Here is a 24,464-nt window from a genome sequence, read left to right on the forward strand (position 1 = left end):
GCCTGTGCACAGCAGAAGGACTATTTACCGATGCAGAAGCTGGAGAAGATCCGGCCGAGCAGGTCATCGGAACTGAATGCCCCGGTGATTTCTCCCAGGGATTGCTGCGCCTGACGCAAATCTTCTGCCAGCAGCTCACCAGCGCCTGCCAACGTCAGCTGCGCGCGCCCGTGTTCCAGCGCCGCACTGGCATGCCGCAGGGCTTCGAGATGCCGGCGTCGGGCACTGAAGCTGCTTTCCGAAGTTTGCTCGTAGCCCATGCAGGCCTTGAGGTGTTCACGCAGCAATTCCAGACCGTCACCGGCCGATTTGGCGCTCAGGCTGATGGTGACATGGCCATCTTCGCTGACTTCCAGGGCAATCGCTTCACCCGTGAGGTCGGCCTTGTTGCGGATCAGGGTGACTTTGGCCGGATCTGGACGGGGTTCGAGGAATTCCGGCCACAGCGCAAACGGATCTGCTGCTTCAGGAGCGGTGGCATCGACCACTAACAGCACGCGATCCGCTTCAGTGATTGCTTTCAACGCGCGCTCAACGCCGATCTTTTCCACCTGATCGTCGGTATCGCGCAGACCAGCGGTATCCACCACGTGCAACGGCATGCCATCAATGTGGATATGTTCACGCAGGATGTCTCGGGTGGTGCCAGCAATCTCGGTAACGATCGCCGCTTCGCGTCCGGCCAGGGCGTTCAACAGGCTGGACTTGCCGGCATTCGGACGACCGGCAATCACCACAGTCATACCATCACGCAACAAGGCACCCTGCCCGGCCTCGCGAAGCACTGTGGACAGTTCATCGCGTACGTTGTCGAGCATGTTCAGCACATGACCATCGGCAAGAAAGTCGATTTCCTCTTCCGGAAAGTCGATGGCAGCTTCGACATAGATGCGCAGCGCGATCAATTGTTCGGTGAGGTGATGCACACGCAGGGAAAACGCGCCCTGCAGCGAGCGCAGGGCATTGCGCGCAGCCTGTGCAGAACTGGCCTCGATCAAGTCGGCAATCGCCTCGGCCTGGGCCAGGTCGAGTTTGTCGTTGAGGAACGCACGTTCGCTGAATTCGCCAGGACGCGCCAGCCGGCAGCCCAGTTCCAGACAACGCTTGAGCAACATATCCAGAACGATCGGGCCGCCGTGGCCCTGCAGTTCCAGTACGTCTTCGCCGGTGAACGAGTTCGGTCCCGGGAAATACAGGGCCAGACCTTCGTCCAGCACTTGTTGGTCATCACTGAAAAACGGGCCGTAATGAGCGTAACGCGGTTTCAGTTCGCGGCCGCTGATGGCTTTGGCTGCAACACTGGCCAACGGCCCGGAAATACGGACGATGCCGACACCGCCACGCCCTTGAGCGGTAGCGACAGCGGCGATGGTTTCACGAGGTGCGCTCATAAACCGGAATCCAGACAAAAGTGACAGATAGCAAAACGCCCCACTAGGGGGCGTTTTGAGTGGTGTTATCCACAGAGTAAGTTACGCCTCGGCTTTTTTCGTCGCCGCTTCGATCTTACGTGTGATGTACCACTGTTGGGCAATCGACAGGCAGTTGTTCACAACCCAGTACAGCACCAGACCAGCAGGGAACCACAGGAAGAAGAAGGTGAAGATGATTGGCATCATTTTCATGACCTTCGCCTGCATCGGATCCGGCGGAGTCGGGTTCAGACGCTGCTGAATGAACATGGTCGCGCCCATGATGATCGGCAGGATGAAGAACGGATCCTTGATCGACAGGTCGGTGATCCACAGCATGAACGGCGCCTGGCGCATTTCCACGCTTTCAAGCAGAACCCAGTACAGCGAAAGGAAAACCGGCATCTGCACGAGGATCGGCAAGCAGCCGCCCAGCGGATTGATCTTCTCTTTCTTGTACAGCTCCATCATGGCCTGCGACATTTTCTGCCGGTCATCGCCATGTTGCTCTTTCAGTGCAGCCAGTTTCGGAGCAACGGCACGCATGCGCGCCATGGATTTGTAGCTGGCAGCCGACAGCGGGAAGAAGATCCCTTTGATCAGCATGGTCAGGAAGATGATCGACCAGCCCCAGTTACCCACAATCGCGTGGATGTGTTGCAGCAACCAGAAGATCGGCTGAGCGATGAACCACAGAATGCCGTAGTCGACCGTCAGTTCCAGACCTGGGGACAACTCTTTCAGTACAGCCTGGCTTTTTGGACCGGCGTACAGAATGGCGCTGGTTTCAACTTTTGCACCCGGTGCAGCGGTCAGCGAAGGACCGGTGTAACCGATGATGTAGTTGCCTTTGCTGTCCTTACGCGTCTGAACGATGTTGTTTTCGCCTTTCGGCGCAACCCATGCAGTCACGAAGTAGTGTTGCAGCCAGGCTACCCAGCCACCGGTGACAGTTTCCTTGAGCTGACCTTTGTCCATGTCCTTCATGGACACTTTCTTGTACGGCTCGGAACTTGTCCACAGAGCTGCGCCCAGATAAGTCGCAGTACCTGTAGCAGTGGTCGACGAAGGGTCGGCACTGGCGTCGCGCTTCAACTGAGCGAACATCGAACCGGACCAGGGCTGAGCGCTCTGGTTATCCACAAGATAGGTCACGGTTACGTCATACAGGCCGCGTTTCAGGGTGAAACGCTTGATGTAGTTGACACCGTCCTTGCTGAACTTCAGGTCGACGACCAGTTGATCCTGACCGTCAGCCAGTTGATAACTTTTCTTCTCCGAAGAGTAAACCGGACGACCGGCCGGGCTTGCGTCCGGACCGTTGGTGCCGATCAGGCCGCTTTGTGCCAGATAAGTGCGCTCGCCGCCGTTGTCGAACAGCTGGAACGGAACATCCGGACGGTCCTGGCGACGTGGATACAGTGGCAAGGTCAGTTGCGCAACGTCACCGCCCTGTGGATCGATCGCCAGATCGAGCACGTCGGTTTTGACCTGGATCAGATCCTTGCTGGCAGCGACCGGAGTTTCCACAGGTGCGCTGGTATCGCTGGCGGCACGCGGAATATCGTCACTGGCGGAAGCGTTATTGCCAGGAACGGTGTCCGGCAAACCGGATGCAGTCGTACTGGAAGCAACATTCTGAGTCGGCAGGGCAGCCTGGCCATAGTCCTGGTTCCATTTAAGAACCATAACGTAGGACACGATTGCCAGGGCGACGATCAGGATCGTGCGTTTGATATCCATGATTACTCGGCCATCGAAGAAGAACGGGAGGTAGGGATAGGTGGAACCGGGTCATAACCACCGGGATTCCACGGATGACAGCGACCTAAACGACGAAAGGTCAGCCAGCCACCGCGCAGAAGGCCATGATTTTCGATGGCTTCTAACGCGTAGCAGGAACAACTGGGGTAGAAACGACAGTGGTCAGCCATCAGGGGACTAATGGCATAGCGATAAAACTGGATCGGAACGAGGGCCAGTTTACGCATCTGGACTGTCTACCCCTACAGTTTCGGTTTTGACTGCTGGAACTGGCTTGTTACGGGCCAGGCGTTTCCAGAGTTTGCCGAAATGCTGAATCAATTCGGGGTTTTCTACATCGCCCAAACCTTTGCGCGCGACGATAACGATGTCCCAGCCGACCAGTGAATCCTGGTGCAGGCGAAACGATTCGCGCATAAGACGTTTGAGACGATTGCGCTCGACGGAGAGCTTTACGCTCTTTTTCCCGATAACCAGCCCGAGACGGGGGTGATCAAGGTCGTTGTTGCGCGCAAGGAGCAGGAGATTTTTCCCCGGAACCTTGCCGGTAGGGGAGTCAAAGACTGCCTTGAAATGCCGGGGGGTAAGCAGACGCTTTTCCCGACTGAAGTCCTGACTCACCTCCAGTACCGGATTATCAAACTGCCAGACGCGCACGACCTTTGGCGCGACGACGCGACAGGACAGCGCGACCGTTCTTGGTAGCCATGCGAGCACGGAAACCGTGGGTACGAGCGCGTTTGATAGTGCTTGGTTGGAAAGTACGTTTCATGTCGTGTTACCTGGTTCGTCCACAACGGGCCGGAATGGCCCCCGTTTTAAGAGACCGGGGATTCTAGAGAAAGCAAGCCTTCAGGTCAATTTCCAACCAGCGTTTCCTTATAAATAGATCTCTGGAGCTTCCAGAACCGAAATCCTGTTTGCCAGATATAAAAATAAAGAAGGGAATTATTTAAAGCTTTTCTGTAAAGCTTGTAAAAGCTAGGGCGGCCATCTTCTGTGGATAACTGGTTTGAGACCTTATTCCGCTTGATGTACAGAGAATAACAACTACAGTGGAAAACCGTGTTCAGCCTGTGCTGCGCTGTCGGATAACCTGTGTGTGGAAACGGCAGTTATCCACAGGCTGGTTATCCACCGAGTTCTACCCCCAGTTGTCCAGTGCCCTCAGAGGCGGTTATCCACAGAGCTTATTCACACACCGTTGGTCGCCTTTTTACCGGTTAACGCATTGATTAATCATGACCACCACACAACCTGCATGTGGATAAGTGGGCCGCTCGCCGCTACAATGGCCGCTTGTTTTTGCCTCACCGGCTTTCAACTTAGGGGATATCCGTGTCAGTGGAACTTTGGCAGCAGTGCGTGGAGCTTTTGCGCGAGGAGCTGCCTGCCCAACAATTCAACACCTGGATCCGTCCACTACAGGTCGAAGCCGAAGGCGACGAGTTGCGCGTCTACGCACCGAACCGTTTTGTGCTGGACTGGGTCAACGAAAAGTACCTGGGTCGCGTCCTTGAACTGCTGGATGAGCACGGCAACGGCATGGCGCCTGCGCTTTCCTTATTAATAGGCAGCAAACGCAGTTCGGCACCGCGTGCCGCGCCGAATGCACCGTTGGCTGCTGCGCAAGCGTCTCAGGCTCAGGCCAATGCCGCGCCAGCCAGTGCTCCGGCACCAGCCCCGACGGCTGCCCCCACCAAGCGCTCGACGCACAAAGCCGAGGAAGTCAGTGAAGAGCCGTCCCGCGACAGCTTTGATCCGATGGCCGGTGCGGCCTCGCAACAGGCCCCGGTTCGCGCCGAACAGCGCACTGTTCAGGTTGAAGGCGCGCTCAAGCACACCAGTTACCTGAACCGCACCTTCACCTTCGAAAACTTCGTTGAAGGCAAGTCCAACCAGCTCGCCCGTGCGGCGGCCTGGCAGGTGGCGGATAATCCCAAGCACGGTTACAACCCGCTGTTCCTTTATGGTGGCGTCGGCCTGGGTAAAACCCACTTGATGCATGCTGTGGGTAACCACCTGTTAAAGAAGAACCCGAATGCCAAGGTCGTCTACCTGCATTCCGAGCGCTTCGTGGCTGACATGGTCAAGGCGCTGCAACTGAATGCGATCAACGAGTTCAAACGCTTCTACCGTTCGGTGGATGCTTTGCTGATCGACGATATCCAGTTCTTCGCCCGCAAGGAGCGCTCGCAGGAAGAGTTTTTCCACACCTTCAACGCCCTGCTTGAAGGTGGCCAGCAGGTCATTCTCACCAGTGACCGCTACCCGAAAGAAATCGAAGGCCTTGAAGAGCGCCTCAAATCCCGCTTCGGCTGGGGCCTGACCGTAGCCGTCGAGCCTCCGGAACTGGAAACCCGCGTGGCGATCTTGATGAAGAAGGCCGACCAGGCCAAAGTCGAGTTGCCACACGATGCGGCGTTCTTCATTGCCCAGCGAATTCGCTCCAACGTCCGTGAGCTGGAAGGTGCGCTGAAACGCGTGATCGCCCACTCGCACTTCATGGGCCGCGACATCACCATCGAGCTGATTCGCGAATCCCTGAAAGACTTGTTGGCGTTGCAAGACAAACTGGTCTCTGTGGATAACATTCAGCGCACTGTCGCCGAGTACTACAAGATCAAGATCTCCGACCTGCTGTCCAAGCGCCGTTCGCGCTCGGTGGCTCGTCCCCGTCAGGTGGCCATGGCATTGTCCAAAGAGCTGACCAACCACAGCCTGCCGGAAATCGGCGATGTGTTTGGCGGACGCGATCACACGACGGTGTTGCACGCCTGCCGCAAGATCAACGAACTTAAGGAATCCGACGCGGACATCCGCGAGGACTACAAGAACCTGCTGCGTACACTGACCACTTGATGAACACCAGCGCAGCTTATTAAGGCAAGGGACTAGACCATGCATTTCACCATTCAACGCGAAGCCCTGTTGAAACCCCTGCAACTGGTCGCAGGCGTCGTCGAGCGCCGACAGACCTTGCCGGTACTCTCCAACGTGCTGTTGGTCGTCGATGGCCAGCAACTGTCGCTGACCGGTACCGACCTGGAAGTCGAGCTGGTGGGTCGCGTGCAACTTGAAGAGCCGGCCGAAACAGGTTCCATCACCGTGCCCGCGCGCAAGCTGATGGACATCTGCAAGAGCCTGCCCAACGACGCGCTGATCGACATCAAGGTCGACGAGCAGAAGCTGGTGGTGAAGGCCGGGCGTAGCCGCTTCACCCTGTCGACCCTGCCAGCCAATGATTTCCCGACGGTGGAAGAAGGCCCGGGTTCGCTGACCTGCAGCCTGGAGCAGAGCAAACTGCGTCGCCTGATCGAACGCACCAGCTTCGCCATGGCCCAGCAGGACGTGCGTTATTACCTCAACGGCATGTTGCTGGAAGTATCCGAAGGCATCATCCGTGCTGTGGCCACCGACGGTCACCGTCTGGCCATGTGTTCGATGAAAGCCGATATCGGCCAGCCTGATCGCCATCAGGTGATCGTGCCGCGTAAAGGTATCCTTGAACTGGCACGTCTGCTCACCGAGCCGGAAGGCAACGTCAGCATCGTCCTCGGTCAGCACCACATCCGCGCCACCACCGGTGAGTTCACCTTCACCTCGAAGCTGGTCGACGGCAAATTCCCGGACTACGAGCGCGTTCTGCCAAAAGGCGGTGACAAACTGGTGCTCGGTGACCGTCAGGCACTGCGTGAAGCGTTCAGCCGTACCGCGATTCTGTCCAACGAGAAGTACCGTGGTATCCGTCTGCAACTGGCCAGCGGGCAGTTGAAGATCCAGGCCAACAACCCGGAGCAGGAAGAAGCGGAAGAAGAAGTAGGCGTTGAATACAACGGCGGTTCGCTGGAAATCGGCTTCAACGTGAGCTACTTGCTCGACGTGCTGGGCGTGATGACCACCGAGCAGGTTCGCCTGATCCTGTCCGACTCCAACAGCAGTGCGCTGGTGCAAGAGTCCGACAATGACGACTCGGCTTACGTTGTCATGCCGATGCGTCTGTAATCAGCTGACCCTGGATGTCCTTAAGTCGTGTTTCGGTCACCGCGGTGCGCAATCTGCATCCGGTGACCTTCTCCCCCTCCCCCCGCATCAACATTCTTTACGGCGCCAACGGCAGCGGCAAAACCAGTGTTCTGGAAGCCATTCATCTGCTGGGGCTTGCCCGTTCGTTTCGTAGCACGCGGCTGTTGCCGGTCATCCAGTACGAACAACTCGCCTGCACCGTGTTCGGTCAGGTCGAGTTGGCCGAGGGTGGGCACAGTGCGTTGGGGATATCTCGCGACCGTCAGGGCGAGTTCCAGATCCGCATCGACGGACAGAACGCCCGCAGCGCCGCGCAGCTGGCGGAAATCCTGCCGCTGCAGTTGATCAACCCCGATAGCTTCCGCCTGCTTGAAGGTGCGCCGAAGATTCGCCGGCAGTTCCTCGACTGGGGTGTTTTCCACGTCGAACCACGGTTCATGGCGACCTGGCAGCGTTTGCAGAAGGCCTTGCGCCAGAGAAACTCCTGGCTGCGGCATGGTACACTTGACGCCGTTTCGCAAGCGGTTTGGGACAGGGAACTGTGCCAGGCCAGCGCTGAAATCGATGAATACCGCCGCGCTTACATCAAAGCCTTGAAACCAGTCTTTGAACAAACCTTGAGCGAACTGGTTGAGCTCGAAGGTTTGACGCTCAGCTATTACCGAGGCTGGGACAAAGACCGGGAATTGAGCGCCGTACTGGCTGGCTCCGTGCAACGGGACCAGCAAATGGGTCATACCCAGGCTGGGCCACAACGGGCTGATTTGCGTCTTAGATTGGGCGCACACAACGCCGCGGACATCTTGTCCCGGGGTCAGCAGAAGCTGGTGGTCTGTGCGCTGCGTATTGCCCAAGGGCATCTGGTGAGCCAGGCCCGTCGCGGTCAGTGTATTTATCTGGTGGATGACTTGCCGTCCGAGCTGGACGAGAGCCACCGTCGCGCGCTGTGCCGTTTGCTGGAAGACTTACGCTGCCAGGTGTTCATCACCTGTGTAGATCACGAATTATTGAGGGAAGGCTGGCAGACGGAAACGCCAGTCGCTCTGTTCCACGTGGAACAGGGCCGTATCACCCAGACCCACGACCATCGGGAGTGAAGGCATTGAGCGAAGAAAATACGTACGACTCAACGAGCATTAAAGTGCTGAAAGGCCTGGATGCCGTACGCAAACGTCCCGGTATGTACATTGGTGACACCGACGATGGCAGCGGTCTGCACCACATGGTGTTCGAAGTGGTCGACAACTCGATCGACGAAGCCCTCGCCGGCCACTGCGACGACATCAGCATCATTATTCACCCGGATGAGTCCATCACCGTTAAAGACAACGGCCGTGGCATCCCGGTAGACGTGCACAAAGAGGAAGGCGTTTCCGCCGCCGAGGTCATCATGACCGTCCTCCACGCTGGCGGTAAGTTCGACGACAACTCCTACAAGGTATCCGGCGGCCTGCACGGTGTAGGTGTGTCGGTAGTGAACGCACTGTCCGAAGAGCTGGTACTGACCGTTCGCCGCAGCGGCAAGATCTGGGAACAGACCTACGTCCACGGCGTACCTCAGGCTCCGATGGCCATCGTTGGCGACAGCGAAACCACTGGTACCCAGATCCACTTCAAGGCTTCCAGCGAAACCTTCAAGAACATCCACTTCAGCTGGGACATCCTGGCCAAGCGCATTCGTGAACTGTCCTTCCTCAACTCCGGCGTCGGTATCGTCCTCAAGGACGAGCGCAGCGGCAAGGAAGAACTGTTCAAGTACGAAGGCGGCCTGCGTGCGTTCGTTGAATACCTGAACACCAACAAGACTGCGGTCAACCAGGTGTTCCACTTCAACATCCAGCGTGAAGACGGCATCGGCGTGGAAATCGCCCTGCAGTGGAACGACAGCTTCAACGAGAACCTGTTGTGCTTCACCAACAACATTCCGCAGCGCGACGGCGGCACCCACCTGGTGGGCTTCCGTTCGGCCCTGACGCGTAACCTGAACAACTACATCGAGCAGGAAGGACTGGCGAAGAAGCACAAAGTCGCCACCACCGGTGACGATGCCCGTGAAGGCCTGACCGCGATCATCTCGGTGAAAGTACCGGATCCGAAGTTCAGCTCGCAGACCAAAGACAAGCTGGTGTCTTCCGAAGTGAAGACAGCGGTCGAACAGGAAATGGGCAAGTACTTCTCCGACTTCCTGCTGGAAAACCCGAACGAAGCGAAGCTGGTCGTCGGCAAGATGATCGACGCTGCGCGTGCCCGTGAAGCGGCGCGTAAAGCCCGTGAGATGACCCGCCGCAAAGGCGCGCTGGACATCGCCGGTCTGCCGGGCAAGCTCGCTGACTGCCAGGAAAAAGACCCGGCACTGTCTGAACTGTACCTCGTGGAAGGTGACTCCGCGGGCGGCTCTGCCAAGCAGGGACGTAACCGCAAGACCCAGGCGATCCTGCCGTTGAAGGGCAAGATCCTCAACGTCGAAAAGGCCCGTTTCGACAAGATGATCTCGTCCCAGGAAGTGGGCACGCTGATCACCGCGCTGGGCTGCGGCATCGGTCGCGAAGAGTACAACATCGACAAGCTGCGTTATCACAACATCATCATCATGACCGATGCTGACGTCGACGGTTCGCACATCCGCACCCTGCTGCTGACCTTCTTCTTCCGTCAGTTGCCGGAGCTGATCGAGCGCGGCTACATCTACATCGCTCAGCCGCCGCTGTACAAGGTCAAGAAAGGCAAGCAAGAGCAATACATCAAAGACGACGACGCCATGGAAGAGTACATGACGCAGTCGGCCCTGGAAGATGCGAGCCTGCACCTGAACGAAGAGGCCCCAGGTATTTCCGGTGAGGCCCTGGAGCGTCTGGTAAACGACTTCCGCATGGTGATGAAGACCCTCAAGCGTCTGTCGCGCCTGTACCCGCAGGAGCTGACCGAGCACTTCATCTACCTGCCGGCTGTCAGCCTGGAAATGCTCGGCGACCATGCCAAGATGCAGGACTGGCTGGCCCAGTACGAAGTCCGTCTGCGCACCGTCGAGAAGTCGGGCCTGGTCTACAAGGCCAGCCTGCGTGAGGACCGTGAGCGTGGCGTTTGGCTGCCAGAGGTCGAACTGATCTCCCACGGCCTGTCGAACTACGTCACCTTCAACCGCGACTTCTTCGGCAGCAACGACTACAAGACTGTTGTCACCCTTGGCGCTCAACTGAGCACCCTGCTCGACGAAGGCGCGTACATCCAGCGTGGCGAGCGCAAGAAAGCGGTCACCGAGTTCAAGGAAGCTTTGGACTGGCTGATGGCTGAAAGCACCAAGCGTCACACCATCCAGCGATACAAAGGTCTGGGCGAAATGAACCCGGATCAGCTGTGGGAAACCACGATGGACCCAAGTGTGCGTCGCATGCTGAAAGTCACCATCGAAGACGCCATTGGCGCAGACCAGATCTTCAACACCCTGATGGGTGATGCGGTCGAACCTCGCCGTGACTTCATCGAGAGCAACGCTCTGGCGGTGTCCAACCTGGATTTCTGATCCCCGCCGACACCCCCCGAAAAAAGGCCAACGCATTAGCGTTGGCCTTTTTTTTTGGGCGAGCACAAACAACGACGTCGTCTTGGCGGCTTGCGTGTTTACTCGGACGCTGCCGCCACACTTTCCAACCGATACCCATACCCATAAATCGTCAACAGTTGCCAACCCCGATCCGCCGTCAGCCCCAGTTTGTTGCGCAGACGGTAGATGTGCGTGTCCAGCGGTCGCGACGAGACCACCTCTTCATGGGGCCAGAACCGCTCGTACAGATACTCGCGTGACAACGGCCGGCCCAGATTGCTGAACAGGCAGCGCGCGAGGCGATATTCGCGTTCGGTCATGACGATGGGTTTGTGGTCGCGGGTGACGGTCAGTTCGGCGTCGTCAAAGGTCAGGTCATTGAAGCTCAGCACTTCGGAGGCGGTACTGCGTTGCTGGCTGTGCCGGCGCAGTACGGCAGCGACTCGGGCTTTGAGTTCGTTGGGGCGGAACGGTTTGCTGACGTAATCGTCGGCACCGGCGTTCAGGGCCTGGACGATATCGCTTTCGCCGTCACGGCTGGTCAGCATGATCGCGGCGGGCGGCGACTCCATGTGTTCGCGGGTCCAGCGTAGCAGCGCCAGGCCGGTCAGGTCGGGCAGTTGCCAGTCGAGAATCAGCAGGTCGAAAGTGTCCCGGCGCAGTTGGCGCAACAGGTCCTCTCCCCGCTCAAAGCTGTGCAGTGACCATGGCTGGTCGCCCGCGACCGCCATTTGCTGCAGGGTTTGCTCGACCCTTCGCAGTTCGGCAGGTTCATCGTCCAGTATCGCAACGCGCATACGCGTGGGTTCCTTGTTGCTTGGGCAGTGGCCGACAACCTTAACGGCCTGGCCTGTGCAGTGAAAGTAAGCCGTCCGCCGTCGGTCGACGTCCGCTATGATTCTTCGGATCTACGTCTTCAGACCTGTGACCCATGAAACCATTCACTGCCCCCCGCCCCGTTTGCCATGAATAGCCCGCGTCGCCGTGAAAGTCGCGAGCCGAGTCAGGTCCAGCGCCTGTTTCGGCGGCTGGTGCGTGAGTGGTTGTGGATAAGTCTAGTGCTGTTGCCGCTGACTGCGCTGTTGTCGTATCGCGCCCAGATCAATCTGCACGACGCGGTACCGGGCTGGAGCGCGCTGCTCTCGGTGGGGCTGGTGGCGTGTGTCCTCGGTTTGCTGCTGTGGCGCCCGCGCTGGGCGATCTGGGTGACGCTGGGCGGGGTGGCGTGCGTGTTGCTGAGCAGCGCCGGGCTGGCGCAAGTCCGGCACTGGTGGTCACCGACCCCGGCGGCGCTCGGCATGTTGTTCGGCTATCTGATCTGGAACTGGCGACGCCTGAGTGTGGTGCTGACGTACTTTGGCTGGGAATTGGCGCGGCTGGACCGCGAGCCGAAAGTCTTCCCGGAACGTCGCCGCGCGCAATTCACCAGCGCTGACCAGTTGCAGGGGCAGATCATGGCCCTGGAACAAGCCATGAGCCGCACCCGCGATACCCGGCGTTTCATCGCCGACGGTCTGGAGTACCTGCCGGTAGCGACGCTGATCAGCGATCCCAAGGGGCAGATCCTGCTGGGCAACCGCAAGGCCCGCGTGTTGTTCGATCACCCGTTGGTGGGTGACGACGTGCTGGAGCAACTGGCCCGTCTCGGTTATCCGGAGTTGTCCACATCGCCCCACCCGGCATTGTCCGCGCTGGCGCTGCTGGAGTTTCGTGATTACAAGGAGCGCAGCCTGCGCCTGGAACGTGCGGCATTGCTGCCGGTGGACGGTGACACGCCCATCGGCTGGCTACTGAGCCTCACCGACCTGAGTGCCGAACGCGCGGCTGAAGAACAGCGCGGTGTATTGCTGCGTTTTCTCTCCCACGATCTGCGTGCTCCACATTCGGCGATCCTTGCCCTGCTCGATGTGCATCGCCATCAGGCCGGTGCGGATTCACCGTTGTTCGAGCAGATCGAGCGCCAGGTACGTCGCGCGCTGGAATTGACCGACGGTTTCGTATTGCTGGCGCGGGCGGAATCCGAGGCTTACCAGTTCCAGCCCAGCCTGTTTGCGATGCTGGTGCTGGACGTGTTGGATCAGGCCCTGCCCATCGCCCAGCAGAAAAACATCAAACTGCTGCACGTGATGGATGAGCCCTCTCAGGAGCGACTGATTCAGGCCGACCAAGGGCTGCTGACCCGCGCCTTGTTCAATCTGCTGGAAAACGCGATCAAGTACAGCCCGGCAGGCACCACGGTTCAGTTGAGCGCCAGTTGTCAGGGCGACTGGCTGCGCTGTGAACTGACCGATCAGGGCAAAGGCATTGCCGCCGAAGAACTGCCGGATCTGTTCACTCAATACCGACGTTTTTCATCGGCTCAGGGCATTGATGGCGTTGGCCTGGGGCTATCGATGGTCAAGGCGGTGGTCGATCATCATGGTGGCAGCATCGAATGTCACAGCGTCATCGATCAGGGCACAACGTTCCGGCTGCAGTTACCGCTGATTGCAGAGTGAGCAGGCACAAAAAAACCGGCTATATCAGCCGGTTTTTTTACTTCCGAAAAAAACTTATGCACGTTTTACGGTGTTTTATGAGCTTGAGAAATATATAAGTAAATCAATGATTTACTTTCAATATTCAGGCTTTTTCAACAAAACCGTACACAGGTTATCCACAAAATCTCAGACAGCCATCTGATCATTTGCCGCCGGTGTCTGGGGGGCCGGTGGCAGGGAACCCATTTCGCGCTGAGTCTTCTCGTTCCACGCTTGCACGCGATCGTTCAGATCAGCGATAGCGCGCGGGCCAGTGCCTTCGGCGTACATCGGTTCACCGATGACCACGGTGATCACGCCGGACTTTTTACCCCAGCCGATTTTCGGCCAGAACTTGCCGGCATTGTGTGCAATCGGCAGTACCGGAAGCGCTGCATTTACGGCCAACGCGCTACCACTGCGGGAGAACTTGCCAACAGTACCGTAAGGAACACGCGTGCCTTCCGGGAAGATCAGCACCCAAACGTTGTCCTTGAGCAACTCGTCACCCTTCGCTGCGACTTGTTTCAGAGCAGCTTTCGGGTTGTCGCGGTCAATCGCGATCGGCCGCAGCATGGCCATCGCCCAGCCGAAAAACGGCACGTAAAGCAATTCACGCTTGAGCACCTGGCTCAAGGGCGAGAAATAAGCGGAGAGAAAGAATGTCTCCCAAGTACTCTGGTGGTTCGACTGAATCACACAGGGCCGATCCGGCACATTTTCTGCGCCTTTGATTTCGTAACGGATACCGAGAAACACCTTGGTCAACCACAAGGCACAACGGCACCAGTACACGTTGATGAAACGATAACGCGCCTTGAATGGCAAAAAGGGCGCGATAAAAAAACTCAAACTGCACCACAGCAGCGAGGTGGTGCCCAGCAGCAGGTAAAAGAGAAAGATTCTGATGGCCCGCAGTATCGACATAGTGACGTTTACCGTTACGGGGCAATCCCCGGCTGTTCAAGCGCACTCCCGATCAATCCCTGGTCAGGAACTTCAGAAGTACTCTAGTTGTGGATAAGTTCTGCGGCAATCGCCGCCAGATCGTCAAAAATCAGAGTGCCAACCGGCAGGGTTTTGCCCTGAGTCTTTTCGCCTTTTCCGGTCTTTACCAAAACTGGCTGTGAATCGACGGCTTTGGCCGCTTCCAGGTCACCAAGGCTGTCGCCGACGAACCAGACATTCGCAAGCGCCACGTTGTAATGCCCGGCGATGGTTTTCAACATTCCCGGTTTCGGCTTGCGGCAATCGCAACCTTCGTCCGGGCCATGCGGGCAATAAACGATCAGCCCGACTTCACCGCCCTGCTCCGCTACCAGTTCGCGCAAGCGCGCGTGCATGGCGTCGAGGGTGGCGAGGTCGTAGTAGCCGCGAGCAATACCCGACTGGTTGGTGGCGACCGCCACCGTCCAGCCGGCCTTGCTCAACTGCGCAATCGCCTCGATCGAGCCGGGCAGCGGAATCCACTCCTCCACCGACTTGATGTAAGCGTCGGAGTCGTAATTGATCACTCCGTCCCGATCGAGAATCAGCAGTTTCAACAGCAATCCCTCAACCCAGCAGCGAAATGTCGGCAACACCCAGGAACAGGCCACGCAGGCGCGCCAGCAGCGCGTAGCGGTTGGCCCGTACATTAGCGTCTTCGGCATTGACCATCACTGCGTCAAAGAACGCGTCCACCGGCTCACGCAAGGCAGCCAGGCGCGCCAGCGATTCGTTGTACTGACGCGCCGCGGCCATTGGCTGTACAGCCTGATCCGCTTGCTGGATCGCCGAGTACAGCGAGAACTCGTTGGCGTTGTCGAAGTATTTGGCCTGAACGTCGGTCGGCACGGAGCCCTCCACCTTGCTCAGCAGGTTCGACACACGCTTGTTGACCGCCGCCAGTGCCGCCGCTTCCGGCAGTTTGCGGAAGGCCTGAACCGCTTGCACACGCTGGTCGAAGTCCAGCGCCGAACCTGGCTTCAGGGCACGTACCGACAGGTAGGTCGCGACATCCACGCCTTCGTCTTCGTAACGCGCACGCAGACGGTCGAAGATGAATTCCAGCACTGCATCATTCAGGCCGGCAGCCTTGACCTTGGTACCAAACGCGGCCACGGCGAAAGCCACAGCATCGTTCAGATCGAGGTCGAGTTTCTTCTCGATCAGGATACGCAGCACACCGAGTGCCGCGCGACGCAGGGCATACGGGTCCTTGCTGCCGGTTGGCAGCATGCCGATACCGAAGATGCCGACCAGGGTGTCGAGCTTGTCGGCGATCGCGACAGCGGCACCGGTCAGGGTCGCTGGCAGTTCAGCACCGGCACCACGCGGCATGTACTGCTCGTTCAGCGCCAGCGCGACGTCTTCTGGCTCGCCATCATTGAGGGCGTAGTAGTAACCGGCGACACCTTGCATCTCCGGGAATTCGCCGACCATTTCGGTCGCCAGGTCGCATTTGGACAGCAGGCCTGCGCGGGCAGCCCACGAAGCATTGCCGCCGATACGTGCAGCGATGTAGGCCGCCAGTTTCGAAACGCGCTCGGCCTTGTCGTAGACGCTGCCAAGCTTTTCCTGGAACACCACGTTCTGCAGGCGATCGTTGAACGCTTCGAGCTTCTGCTTCTTGTCTTGCTTGAAGAAGAACTCGGCGTCGGTCAGACGTGGGCGAACCACCTTCTCGTTACCGTCGATGATCTGCTGCGGGTCTTTGCTTTCGATGTTGGCGACGGTGATGAACCGTGGCAGCAACTTGCCGTCGGCGTCCAGCAGGCAGAAGTACTTCTGGTTGTCCTGCATGGTGGTGATCAGTGCTTCCTGCGGCACGTCGAGGAAACGTTCCTCGAACGAGCACACCAGCGGCACCGGCCATTCGACCAGCGCGGTCACTTCGTCGAGCAGCGCCGGCGGCACGATTGCGGTGCCTTCCTGACGGGTTGCCAGTTCTTCGGTGCGCTTGCTGATGATCTCGCGACGCTCATTGGCGTCGGCCAGGACATAAGCGGCACGCAGGTCAGCGAGGTAGCTGGACGGCGAACCGATGCGCACGTTTTGCGGGTGGTGGAAGCGGTGACCACGGGAGTCACGGCCAGCCTTCTGCGCAAGGATGGTGCAGTCGATGACCTGGTCACCGAGCAACATCACCAGCCACTGGGTCGGACGCACGAACTCTTCCTTGCGCGCACCCCAACGCATGCGTTTCGGGATCGGCAGGTCGTTCAGCGAATCTTCGACGATGGTCGGCAGCAGACTTGCGGTCGGCTTGCCGGCGATGCTCTGGCTGTAGCGCAGTTTCGGACCGCTCTGGTCGATTTCGCTCAGCTCGACGCCGCACTTCTTGGCAAAACCCAGTGCCGCTTGGGTCGGGTTGCCTTCGGCATCGAACGCAGCCTGACGCGGCGGGCCGTCGAGGTTGATGCTGCGATCCGGCTGCTGGGTCGCCAGCGCGGTAATCAGCACAGCCAGACGACGCGGCGCGGCGTAGACGGTTTTGCTTTCGTAGTTCAGGCCGGCGGCTTGCAGGCCCTTGTCGATACCAGCGAGGAACGCCTCAGCCAGGGTGTTCAGGGCTTTGGGTGGCAGTTCTTCGGTGCCCAGTTCAACCAGAAAATCTTGCGCACTCATTGTGCTGCCTCCAGCTTGGCCAGTACTTCGTCACGCAGGTCCGGGGTCGCCATCGGGAAGCCCAGCTTGGCGCGTGCCAGCAGGTAGGCTTGCGCAACGGAACGCGCCAGGGTGCGTACGCGCAGAATGTATTGCTGACGAGCGGTCACCGAGATTGCCCGGCGCGCATCCAGCAGGTTGAAGGTGTGCGAAGCCTTCAGGACCATTTCGTAGCTCGGCAACGGCAGCGGCTGGTCGAGTTCGATCAGGCGCTTGGCTTCGCTTTCATAGAAGTCGAACAGTTCGAACAGTTTGTCGACGTTGGCGTGTTCGAAGTTGTAGGTCGACTGCTCCACTTCGTTCTGGTGGAACACGTCGCCGTAGGTGACTTTGCCCATCGGGCCGTCAGCCCAGACCAGGTCGTAGACCGAGTCCACGCCTTGCAGGTACATGGCCAGACGCTCGAGACCGTAAGTGATCTCGCCGGTTACCGGGTAGCACTCGATGCCGCCAGCCTGCTGGAAGTAAGTGAACTGGGTCACTTCCATACCGTTCAGCCAGACTTCCCAGCCCAGACCCCAGGCGCCGAGGGTCGGCGATTCCCAGTTGTCTTCGACGAAGCGGATGTCGTGGACCAGCGGGTCCAGGCCGACATGCTTGAGGGAGCCCAGGTACAGTTCCTGGAAGTTGTCCGGGTTCGGCTTCAGGACGACCTGGAACTGATAGTAGTGCTGCAGACGGTTCGGGTTTTCACCGTAGCGGCCGTCAGTCGGACGGCGGCTTGGCTGCACGTAAGCGGCGTTCCAGGTTTCCGGGCCGATGGCACGCAGGAATGTCGCGGTGTGGAAAGTGCCGGCGCCTACTTCCATATCGTAGGGCTGAAGTACCACACAACCTTGCTCGGCCCAGTATTGCTGGAGCGCGAGGATCAAGTCTTGGAAGGTACGCACGGCTGGCGTAGGCTGGCTCACGAAATTCACCTGTTTCTTGGGCTGCGATTTAAAGAGCGGGAGTATACCCGATTCAGTCGCACCTCCACCCCCTGGAGCCTTATGCCACGCTGCTTTTGGTGTACCGAAGATCCGCTGTACATGGCTTATCACGATCAGGAGTGGGGCACGCCGCTACGCGATGCGCAGGGTTTGTTCGAGTTGCTTTTGCTCGAAGGGTTCCAGGCCGGGCTTTCCTGGATCACCGTGCTGCGCAAACGCGAGCGTTATCGTGAGGTGTTGTTCGGCTTTGACGTGCAGCGCGTGGCACAGATGAGCGACGCCGAAATCGCCGAATTGATGCTCGATCCGGGGATCATCCGCAACCGCCTCAAACTCAATGCCGCCCGGCGCAATGCTCAGGCCTGGCTGGCGCTGGAAGACCCGGTGGCGTTCCTCTGGTCGTTCGTCGGCAACCAGCCGATCATCAATCATTTCAAGGATCGCAGCGAAGTCCCGGCGATCACCCCCGAAGCGCTGGCGATGAGCAAAGCCCTGAAAAAGGCCGGGTTCACGTTCGTCGGCCCGACCATTTGCTACGCGCTGATGCAAGCCTCGGGCATGGTCATGGATCACACCCGGGACTGCGACCGCTACGCGCAGCTGGTAAACGGCGGTTAGAATGGCCGCCTCGCGCACAGCACAAGATCAGGAGTGACCTGTGGAAAAGTTTAAAGGCGCCTTGCTGGTAGGCGCTCTGCGGCTGTTTGCCCTGCTGCCATGGCGGGCCGTGCAGGCCGTGGGTTCGACGATCGGCTGGATCATGTGGAAAACCCCCAACCGCTCCCGCGACGTGGTGCGGATCAACCTCGCCAAATGTTTTCCACAGATGGACCCGGCCGAGCGTGAGCGTCTGGTCGGCCAGAGTCTGAAAGACATCGGCAAATCGCTGACCGAAAGCGCCTGTGCATGGATCTGGCCGGCCCAGCGCTCGATCGATCTGGTACGTGAAGTCGAAGGCCTCGACATCCTCAAGGACGCATTGGCCTCGGGCAAAGGCGTGGTCGGCATCACCAGCCACCTGGGCAACTGGGAAGTGCTCAACCACTTCTATTGCAGCCAGTGCAAACCGATCATTTTCTATCGCCCGCCCAAGCTCAAGGCGGTGGACGAATTGCTGCGCAAGCAGCGCGTGCAGTTGGGCAACAAGGTTGCCGCCTCTACCAAGGAAGGCATCCTCAGCGTGATCAAGGAAGTGCGCAAAGGTGGTGCAGTGGGTATCCCCGCTGACCCGGAACCGGCCGAATCCGCCGGAATCTTCGTGCCGTTCTTCGCCACGCAGGCACTGACCAGCAAATTCGTGCCGAACATGCTCGCCGGTGGCAAAGCGGTCGGCGTGTTCCTGCATGCCCTGCGCCTGCCGGACGGTTCCGGCTACAAAGTAATCCTCGAGGCGGCGCCAGAGGCCATGTACAGCACCGATACCACTGAGTCCTGCGCGGCCATGAGTAAAGTGGTCGAGCGTTATGTGGCGGCGTATCCGAGCCAGTACATGTGGAGCATGAAGCGCTTCAAGAAGCGCCCGCCGGGCGAAGCGCGCTGGTACTGAGCTGGATTGACGAGATTGGCATGATCTGTGGATAACCTCACTGCCGAGGTTATCCACAACCGTTCACTCAAGGGCGCAAGAAGATGTCCGAACAGCGCAAATCGTTTCGCATCAAAATCACCCACGACAGCTTTGGCGAATGCCTGGGCCAGACGCGCAATCTGTCGCCCACCGGGGTGTATGTCCAGCACCCGCGCCTGGCGTCATTGCCCAAGGGCGCGGTGGTTTATGGCCAGGTGCAGGATTTGCCCACAGGGGCGCCGCGGGTGCGAATGGAAGTGGTGACGGTGGACGCCGAGGGCATCGGCCTGCGCTATTTGTGAGCGACGCCCGCTGACTTATTGCGCCTGACGATCGAGCTTCTTCAGAAACACCGTCATTTCCTTTTCGGCCTGCTTGTCGCCGTGGGCGCGGGCGGCTTCCAGACCCTGTTGCCATGCCTGACGTGCCGCGGCGTGATCGCCCAGTGCCAGATGCGCCTTGCCGAGGAGTTTCCAGGCAGCCGAATACTTTGGGTCGAAGCCTACGCAGCGCTGGAAATGCTCGGCAGCCTTGGCGTTTTCGCCCAGATCCAGGTAACCCTTGCCCAGACCAAAGCGCAGCAATGAGTTATCCACACCCTTGGCGAGCATTTTTTCCAGGGATTCGAGCATGGGTGATTCCTTGAATGGGTTGTGTCAGGGATGTGTATTTCTTAGGGATACCGCCTTCGCGAGCAGGCTCGCTCCCACAGGGGAATGTGGGAGCGAGCCTGCTCGCGAAGGGGCATGTGCCGTCAGCGCAAACCTCAGAAGAAGCTGAGGCCCACATGAAACAGCTTCTCCACATCGCGAATATGCTTTTTATCCACAAGGAACAGAATCACATGGTCGCCCGTTTCGATCACGGTATCGTCGTGGGCGATGATCACTTCTTCGTTGCGGATGATCGCGCCAATCGTGCTGCCCGGCGGCAGGCCGATTTTCTCGATGGGCCGGCCGATGACCTTGCTCGATTTCGCATCCCCGTGGGCAATCGCCTCGATGGCCTCTGCTGCACCGCGGCGCAGTGAGTGCACGCTGACGATATCGCCCCGCCGTACGTGGGCCAGCAACGTGCCGATGGTTGCCAGTTGCGGGCTGATGGCGATGTCGATGTCGCCGCCCTGAATCAGGTCGACGTAGGCCGGGTTGTTGATGATCGTCATCACTTTCTTCGCCCCCAGCCGTTTGGCCAGCAGCGACGACATGATGTTGGCTTCGTCATCGTTGGTCAGCGCGAGGAAGATGTCGGCGTCGGCAATGTTCTCTTCCAGCAGCAGGTCGCGGTCCGACGCGCTGCCCTGCAGCACCACGGTGCTGTCGAGGGTGTCGGAGAGATAGCGGCAGCGCGCCGGGTTCATCTCGATGATCTTCACCTGATAGCGGCTTTCGATGGCCTCGGCCAGACGCTCGCCGATCTGCCCGCCACCGGCGATGACGATGCGCTTGTAGGTTTCGTCGAGACGGCGCATTTCGCTCATCACTGCGCGAATGTTCTCACGGGCGGCGATGAAGAAGACTTCGTCGTCGGCCTCGATCACCGTGTCACCTTGCGGCAGGATCGGCCGGTCTCGGCGGAAGATCGCAGCCACGCGGGTTTCGACATTCGGCATGTGCTCGCGCAACTGGCGCAGTTGCTGACCCACCAGCGGCCCGCCGTAATAGGCGCGCACCGCCACCAGTTGCGCCTGGCCTTCGGCGAAGTCGATTACCTGCAAGGCGCCGGGATGCTGGATCAGGCGCTTGATGTAATTGGTCACCACCTGCTCGGGGCTGATCAGCACGTCGACCGGAATCGCTTCGTTCTGGAACAGCTGTTCCTCGCGATTGAGATAGGACGCTTCGCGCACCCGGGCGATTTTGGTCGGGGTGTGGAACAGGGTGTGGGCGACCTGGCAGGCGACCATGTTGGTCTCGTCGCTGTTGGTCACCGCCACCAGCATGTCGGCATCGTCGGCGCCGGCCTGGCGCAGCACCGACGGCAGCGAGCCACGGCCCTGAATGGTGCGGATGTCGAGACGGTCGCCGAGATCGCGCAGGCGCTCGCCGTCGGTGTCGACCACAGTGATGTCATTGGCTTCGCTCGCCAGGTGTTCAGCCAGCGAACCGCCGACCTGCCCCGCACCGAGGATGATGATTTTCATCCAGTCACTCCGTTGAATCCATTTAGCCGCGCGCGGCAGCGATCTTGATCAGCTTGGCGTAGTAGAACCCGTCATGCCCGCCCTGCTGGGCCAGCAATTGGCGACCATGGGGCTGTTTGATTCCGGCCGTGGTCGCCAGATCCAGTTCACGGGCCCCCGGCGTGCGCTCAAGGAACGCGGCGATGACTTCGGTGTTCTCGGTCGGCAAGGTCGAGCAGGTGGCGTAAAGCAGAATGCCGCCCACCTCGAGAGTTTTCCACATGGCGTCGAGCAGCTCGCCTTGCAGTTGCGCGAGGGCGACGATGTCGTCCGGCTGACGGGTCAGCTTGATGTCCGGATGACGGCGAATCACGCCGGTGGCCGAGCACGGCGCGTCGAGCAGAATGCGCTGGAAAGGTTTGCCGTCCCACCACTTTTCGGTATCGCGACCGTCGGCAGCGATCAGTTCGGCGTTGAGGCCGAGGCGCTCAAGGTTTTCCCTGACGCGCACCAGACGCTTGGCTTCCAGATCCACCGCCACCACAGCGGCCAGCGCCGGTTCGGCTTCAAGGATGTGGCAGGTCTTGCCGCCGGGGGCGCAGCAGGCATCGAGCACACGTTGGCCCGGTGCCAGATCAAGCAGATCAGCGGCCAGTTGCGCGGCTTCGTCCTGTACGCTGATCCAGCCTGCGGCGAAACCCGGCAGGCTGCGCACGTCGGTGGCGGCTTCGAGGATGATACCGTCGCGGCTGTAAATGCACGGCGTTGCGGCGATCCCGGCGTCAGTCAGCAGACTGAGGTAGGCGTCGCGGCTGTGATGGCGGCGATTGACCCGCAGGATCATCGGCGGGTGCGCGTTGTTCGCCGCGCAAATGGCTTCCCACTGCTCAGGCCAGAAGGCTTTCAGGGACTTTTGTAGCCAGCGCGGGTGAGCGGTGCGCACCACTGGATCACGTTCCAGCTCGGCGAAAATCGTTTCGCTTTCGCGCTGGGCATTGCGCAGCACGGCATTGAGCAGGCCTTTGGCCCACGGCTTTTTCAGCTTGTCGGCGCAACCGACGGTTTCGCCGATGGCGGCGTGAGGCGGTACGCGGGTGTAAAGCAATTGGTAGAGACCGACCAGCAGCAACGCCTCGACATCGGCGTCGGCGGCTTTGAACGGTTTCTGCAGGAGTTTTTCCGCCAGCGCCGACAGGCGTGGTTGCCAGCGTGCGGTGCCGAACGCCAGATCCTGGGTGAAACCGCGATCGCGATCCTCGACCTTGTCCAGTTGTGTCGGCAGCGAACTGTTCAGCGAAGCCTTGCCGCTGAGAACGGCGGCGAGTGCCTTGGCGGCGGCCAGACGCGGGTTCATTGCGCATCCACCACGGCGCCGAGCACGGTACCGACGGCGAATTTCTCACGACGGCTGTTGAACAGGTCGCTGAAGTTCAGCGCCTTGCCGCCGGGCAATTGCAGGCGGGTCAGGCACAGCGCCTGCTCGCCGCACGCGACGATCAAGCCGTCCTTGCTGGCGCTGAGGATAGTGCCCGGCGCGCCGCTGCCTTCGGCAAGTGTCGCGGCCAGTACTTTCAGCGCTTCACCGTTGAGGGTGCTGTGGGTGATTGGCCATGGGTTGAAGGCGCGCACCAGTCGCTCCAGCTCGACCGCCGGACGGCTCCAGTCGATGCGCGCTTCGTCCTTGTTCAGTTTGTGCGCGTAAGTGGCGAGCTCGTCGTTCTGCACTTCGCCTTCCAGGGTCCCGGCAGCCAGGCCGGCAATCGCCTGGACCACGGCGGGCGGACCCATTTCGGCGAGGCGGTCGTGCAGGCTGCCGCCGGTGTCGTCGGCGCTGATCGGGGTCACGACCTTGAGCAGCATCGGCCCGGTATCCAGGCCCGCTTCCATGCGCATCACGGTCACGCCGCTTTCGGCATCACCGTGTTCCACGGCGCGCTGGATCGGCGCCGCACCGCGCCAGCGTGGCAGCAGGGAGGCGTGGCTGTTGATGCAGCCCAGGCGTGGAATATCCAGCACCGCTTGCGGCAGGATCAGGCCATAGGCAACCACCACCAGCAAATCCGGCTGCAGTGCGGCCAGCTCGGACTGGGCGTCGGCGTTGCGCAAAGTCGGCGGTTGCAACACCTGGATATTATTTTCCAGCGCGAGTTGTTTGACCGGGCTCGGCATCAGTTTTTGCCCACGACCGGCCGGACGGTCCGGTTGGGTGTAGACCGCAACGATCTCGTAAGGGCTGTTCAGCAGGGCCTTGAGGTGTTCGGCGGCGAATTCCGGAGTGCCGGCAAAAACGATGCGCAGTGGCTCAGTCATGAAAGGAGTCTCATAAAAAGAAAAAGGCTTGCCGCAGCAAGCCTTTGAAGAGGGGCATCAAGCGTTCTGGCGATGGAGCTTTTCCAGTTTCTTCTTGATCCGGTCGCGTTTGAGCGTGGACAGGTAGTCGACGAACAACTTGCCGTTGAGGTGGTCGCATTCGTGCTGGATGCACACGGCGAGCAGGCCTTCGGCGATCAGTTCGTAAGGTTGGCCGTCGCGGTCCAGCGCCTTGATCCTGACCTTCTGCGGGCGGTCGACGTTTTCGTAGAAGCCCGGCACCGAGAGGCAGCCTTCCTGATACTGGTCCATTTCTTCGGTCAGCGATTCGAACTCGGGGTTGATGAACACCCGGGGTTCGGTGCGGTCTTCGGAAAGGTCCATCACGACGATACGTTGGTGCACGTTGACCTGGGTCGCGGCGAGGCCGATGCCCGGCGCTTCATACATTGTTTCAAACATGTCATCGACCAACTGACGCACTTCGTCGTCCACTACAGCCACAGGCTTGGCGATAGTACGCAGACGCGGGTCCGGGAATTCGAGGATGTTTAAAATGGCCATAGGCTGATTGCTGCACGTATTGAGTAAAGTCGGGTCGATGGCCTGGCAGGTCCGAAGAT

Annotated in this window: 23 protein-coding genes; 8 read left to right on the plus strand and 15 right to left on the minus strand. The window is 59.5% G+C overall.

The features are described 5' to 3' along the window. Nucleotides 1-20: 20 nt before the first annotated feature. The 5 genes from mnmE to rpmH form a co-directional block, all read right to left on the minus strand. On the minus strand, nt 21-1,391 hold the full coding sequence (mnmE, locus tag AC1UK9_RS00095; RefSeq protein WP_482578921.1) for a tRNA uridine-5-carboxymethylaminomethyl(34) synthesis GTPase MnmE: 1,371 nt from the start codon (nt 1,389-1,391) through the stop codon (nt 21-23). A gap of 81 nt (nt 1,392-1,472) precedes the next feature. Beyond that, nucleotides 1,473-3,155 (minus strand): membrane protein insertase YidC, encoded by a 1,683-nt coding sequence (gene yidC, locus AC1UK9_RS00100; RefSeq protein WP_025112252.1) that lies wholly within the window; start codon nt 3,153-3,155, stop codon nt 1,473-1,475. A gap of 2 nt (nt 3,156-3,157) precedes the next feature. Then, entirely contained in the window at nt 3,158-3,403 is a 246-nt protein-coding gene (yidD, locus tag AC1UK9_RS00105) for a membrane protein insertion efficiency factor YidD (RefSeq protein ID WP_010565858.1), read from the minus strand. After that, nucleotides 3,396-3,797 (minus strand): ribonuclease P protein component, encoded by a 402-nt coding sequence (gene rnpA, locus AC1UK9_RS00110; protein WP_011336726.1) that lies wholly within the window; start codon nt 3,795-3,797, stop codon nt 3,396-3,398. The genes yidD and rnpA overlap by 8 nt, the downstream gene beginning before the upstream one ends. Before the next feature lie 16 nt (nt 3,798-3,813). Then, nucleotides 3,814-3,948 (minus strand): 50S ribosomal protein L34, encoded by a 135-nt coding sequence (gene rpmH / locus AC1UK9_RS00115; protein ID WP_003213577.1) that lies wholly within the window; start codon nt 3,946-3,948, stop codon nt 3,814-3,816. 566 nt (nt 3,949-4,514) lie between these two features. On the opposite strand from rpmH, the gene dnaA reads away from it, so the two are divergent. From dnaA to gyrB, 4 genes are read left to right on the plus strand one after another with little or no spacing between them, the layout of a single operon-like run. Beyond that, nucleotides 4,515-6,038 carry a chromosomal replication initiator protein DnaA gene (gene dnaA / locus AC1UK9_RS00120; protein ID WP_482578924.1) on the plus strand — a complete coding sequence of 508 codons (1,524 nt, stop codon included), beginning with the start codon at nt 4,515-4,517 and terminating at the stop codon, nt 6,036-6,038. 39 nt (nt 6,039-6,077) lie between these two features. Continuing rightward, a complete protein-coding gene (dnaN, locus tag AC1UK9_RS00125) occupies nt 6,078-7,181 on the plus strand; it encodes a DNA polymerase III subunit beta (protein WP_025112254.1) in 1,104 nt (367 codons plus the stop codon). A 14-nt stretch (nt 7,182-7,195) separates the two neighbouring features. Beyond that, the gene (recF, locus tag AC1UK9_RS00130; protein WP_003220208.1) at nt 7,196-8,299 is read left to right on the plus strand and encodes a DNA replication/repair protein RecF; all 1,104 of its coding nucleotides are present in this window, start codon (nt 7,196-7,198) and stop codon (nt 8,297-8,299) included. A gap of 5 nt (nt 8,300-8,304) precedes the next feature. Then, on the plus strand, nt 8,305-10,722 hold the full coding sequence (gyrB, locus tag AC1UK9_RS00135) for a DNA topoisomerase (ATP-hydrolyzing) subunit B (RefSeq protein ID WP_007960764.1): 2,418 nt from the start codon (nt 8,305-8,307) through the stop codon (nt 10,720-10,722). Nucleotides 10,723-10,820: 98 nt separating this feature from the next. Here the strand turns inward: gyrB and AC1UK9_RS00140 are convergent, their stop codons facing one another. Continuing rightward, nucleotides 10,821-11,540: a response regulator transcription factor gene (locus AC1UK9_RS00140; RefSeq protein WP_025112256.1), complete on the minus strand. Its 720-nt coding sequence runs from the start codon at nt 11,538-11,540 to the stop codon at nt 10,821-10,823. A 168-nt stretch (nt 11,541-11,708) separates the two neighbouring features. Between AC1UK9_RS00140 and AC1UK9_RS00145 the strand changes: the two genes are divergently transcribed. Then, nucleotides 11,709-13,241: a sensor histidine kinase gene (locus AC1UK9_RS00145; protein WP_482578927.1), complete on the plus strand. Its 1,533-nt coding sequence runs from the start codon at nt 11,709-11,711 to the stop codon at nt 13,239-13,241. A gap of 168 nt (nt 13,242-13,409) precedes the next feature. Here AC1UK9_RS00145 and AC1UK9_RS00150 read toward each other — a convergent pair whose 3' ends face one another. The 4 genes from AC1UK9_RS00150 to glyQ form a co-directional block, all read right to left on the minus strand. Next, nucleotides 13,410-14,189 carry a lysophospholipid acyltransferase family protein gene (locus tag AC1UK9_RS00150; RefSeq protein ID WP_482578929.1) on the minus strand — a complete coding sequence of 260 codons (780 nt, stop codon included), beginning with the start codon at nt 14,187-14,189 and terminating at the stop codon, nt 13,410-13,412. Between the two features lie 83 nt (nt 14,190-14,272). Then, a complete protein-coding gene (gene gmhB / locus AC1UK9_RS00155) occupies nt 14,273-14,812 on the minus strand; it encodes a D-glycero-beta-D-manno-heptose 1,7-bisphosphate 7-phosphatase (RefSeq protein WP_177327360.1) in 540 nt (179 codons plus the stop codon). Between the two features lie 4 nt (nt 14,813-14,816). Further along, nucleotides 14,817-16,871 carry a glycine--tRNA ligase subunit beta gene (gene glyS, locus AC1UK9_RS00160; RefSeq protein ID WP_025112260.1) on the minus strand — a complete coding sequence of 685 codons (2,055 nt, stop codon included), beginning with the start codon at nt 16,869-16,871 and terminating at the stop codon, nt 14,817-14,819. Then, nucleotides 16,868-17,821 (minus strand): glycine--tRNA ligase subunit alpha, encoded by a 954-nt coding sequence (gene glyQ, locus AC1UK9_RS00165; RefSeq protein WP_025112261.1) that lies wholly within the window; start codon nt 17,819-17,821, stop codon nt 16,868-16,870. The genes glyS and glyQ overlap by 4 nt, the downstream gene beginning before the upstream one ends. 81 nt (nt 17,822-17,902) lie before the next feature. Here glyQ and tag point away from each other — a divergent pair, with 81 nt between their 5' ends. The 3 genes from tag (at nt 17,903) to AC1UK9_RS00180 (ending at nt 19,711) form a co-directional block, all read left to right on the plus strand. Beyond that, on the plus strand, nt 17,903-18,460 hold the full coding sequence (tag, locus tag AC1UK9_RS00170) for a DNA-3-methyladenine glycosylase I (protein ID WP_025112262.1): 558 nt from the start codon (nt 17,903-17,905) through the stop codon (nt 18,458-18,460). 40 nt (nt 18,461-18,500) lie between these two features. After that, nucleotides 18,501-19,388, plus strand: a complete 888-nt coding sequence (locus tag AC1UK9_RS00175) for a lysophospholipid acyltransferase (RefSeq protein WP_025112263.1) — start codon at nt 18,501-18,503, stop codon at nt 19,386-19,388. Between the two features lie 83 nt (nt 19,389-19,471). After that, complete coding sequence (locus AC1UK9_RS00180) at nt 19,472-19,711, plus strand: PilZ domain-containing protein (RefSeq protein ID WP_025112264.1); 240 nt, start codon at nt 19,472-19,474, stop codon at nt 19,709-19,711. A 15-nt stretch (nt 19,712-19,726) separates the two neighbouring features. Here AC1UK9_RS00180 and AC1UK9_RS00185 read toward each other — a convergent pair whose 3' ends face one another. The 5 genes from AC1UK9_RS00185 to def all read right to left on the minus strand — a co-directional run bounded on the left by AC1UK9_RS00185 (nt 19,727) and on the right by def (nt 24,405). Further along, complete coding sequence (locus AC1UK9_RS00185; protein WP_482578933.1) at nt 19,727-20,041, minus strand: tetratricopeptide repeat protein; 315 nt, start codon at nt 20,039-20,041, stop codon at nt 19,727-19,729. Nucleotides 20,042-20,175: 134 nt separating this feature from the next. Continuing rightward, complete coding sequence (trkA, locus tag AC1UK9_RS00190) at nt 20,176-21,552, minus strand: Trk system potassium transporter TrkA (protein ID WP_003220233.1); 1,377 nt, start codon at nt 21,550-21,552, stop codon at nt 20,176-20,178. Nucleotides 21,553-21,574: 22 nt separating this feature from the next. Continuing rightward, nucleotides 21,575-22,885: a 16S rRNA (cytosine(967)-C(5))-methyltransferase RsmB gene (gene rsmB / locus AC1UK9_RS00195; protein ID WP_482578934.1), complete on the minus strand. Its 1,311-nt coding sequence runs from the start codon at nt 22,883-22,885 to the stop codon at nt 21,575-21,577. After that, the gene (gene fmt / locus AC1UK9_RS00200) at nt 22,882-23,841 is read right to left on the minus strand and encodes a methionyl-tRNA formyltransferase (protein ID WP_482578935.1); all 960 of its coding nucleotides are present in this window, start codon (nt 23,839-23,841) and stop codon (nt 22,882-22,884) included. The genes rsmB and fmt overlap by 4 nt, the downstream gene beginning before the upstream one ends. 57 nt (nt 23,842-23,898) lie before the next feature. Beyond that, nucleotides 23,899-24,405 (minus strand): peptide deformylase, encoded by a 507-nt coding sequence (gene def / locus AC1UK9_RS00205; RefSeq protein ID WP_025112268.1) that lies wholly within the window; start codon nt 24,403-24,405, stop codon nt 23,899-23,901. Between the last annotated feature and the right edge of the window lie 59 nt (nt 24,406-24,464).

It is taken from the genome of Pseudomonas sp. AK-TSAG1-1 (assembly GCF_056821665.1).

What these genes read in the sequence shown, in the direction of transcription:
- mnmE (WP_482578921.1), bottom strand. Translation starts at nt 1,391, where the DNA reads ATGAGCGCACCTCGTGAAACCATCGCCGCTGTCGCTACCGCTCAAGGG.
- yidC (WP_025112252.1), bottom strand. Translation starts at nt 3,155, where the DNA reads ATGGATATCAAACGCACGATCCTGATCGTCGCCCTGGCAATCGTGTCC.
- yidD (WP_010565858.1), bottom strand. Translation starts at nt 3,403, where the DNA reads ATGCGTAAACTGGCCCTCGTTCCGATCCAGTTTTATCGCTATGCCATT.
- rpmH (WP_003213577.1), bottom strand. Translation starts at nt 3,948, where the DNA reads ATGAAACGTACTTTCCAACCAAGCACTATCAAACGCGCTCGTACCCAC.
- dnaN (WP_025112254.1), top strand. Translation starts at nt 6,078, where the DNA reads ATGCATTTCACCATTCAACGCGAAGCCCTGTTGAAACCCCTGCAACTG.
- recF (WP_003220208.1), top strand. Translation starts at nt 7,196, where the DNA reads ATGTCCTTAAGTCGTGTTTCGGTCACCGCGGTGCGCAATCTGCATCCG.
- AC1UK9_RS00140 (WP_025112256.1), bottom strand. Translation starts at nt 11,540, where the DNA reads ATGCGCGTTGCGATACTGGACGATGAACCTGCCGAACTGCGAAGGGTC.
- AC1UK9_RS00145 (WP_482578927.1), top strand. Translation starts at nt 11,709, where the DNA reads ATGAATAGCCCGCGTCGCCGTGAAAGTCGCGAGCCGAGTCAGGTCCAG.
- AC1UK9_RS00150 (WP_482578929.1), bottom strand. Translation starts at nt 14,189, where the DNA reads ATGTCGATACTGCGGGCCATCAGAATCTTTCTCTTTTACCTGCTGCTG.
- glyS (WP_025112260.1), bottom strand. Translation starts at nt 16,871, where the DNA reads ATGAGTGCGCAAGATTTTCTGGTTGAACTGGGCACCGAAGAACTGCCA.
- tag (WP_025112262.1), top strand. Translation starts at nt 17,903, where the DNA reads ATGCCACGCTGCTTTTGGTGTACCGAAGATCCGCTGTACATGGCTTAT.
- AC1UK9_RS00180 (WP_025112264.1), top strand. Translation starts at nt 19,472, where the DNA reads ATGTCCGAACAGCGCAAATCGTTTCGCATCAAAATCACCCACGACAGC.
- AC1UK9_RS00185 (WP_482578933.1), bottom strand. Translation starts at nt 20,041, where the DNA reads ATGCTCGAATCCCTGGAAAAAATGCTCGCCAAGGGTGTGGATAACTCA.
- trkA (WP_003220233.1), bottom strand. Translation starts at nt 21,552, where the DNA reads ATGAAAATCATCATCCTCGGTGCGGGGCAGGTCGGCGGTTCGCTGGCT.
- rsmB (WP_482578934.1), bottom strand. Translation starts at nt 22,885, where the DNA reads ATGAACCCGCGTCTGGCCGCCGCCAAGGCACTCGCCGCCGTTCTCAGC.
- fmt (WP_482578935.1), bottom strand. Translation starts at nt 23,841, where the DNA reads ATGACTGAGCCACTGCGCATCGTTTTTGCCGGCACTCCGGAATTCGCC.
- def (WP_025112268.1), bottom strand. Translation starts at nt 24,405, where the DNA reads ATGGCCATTTTAAACATCCTCGAATTCCCGGACCCGCGTCTGCGTACT.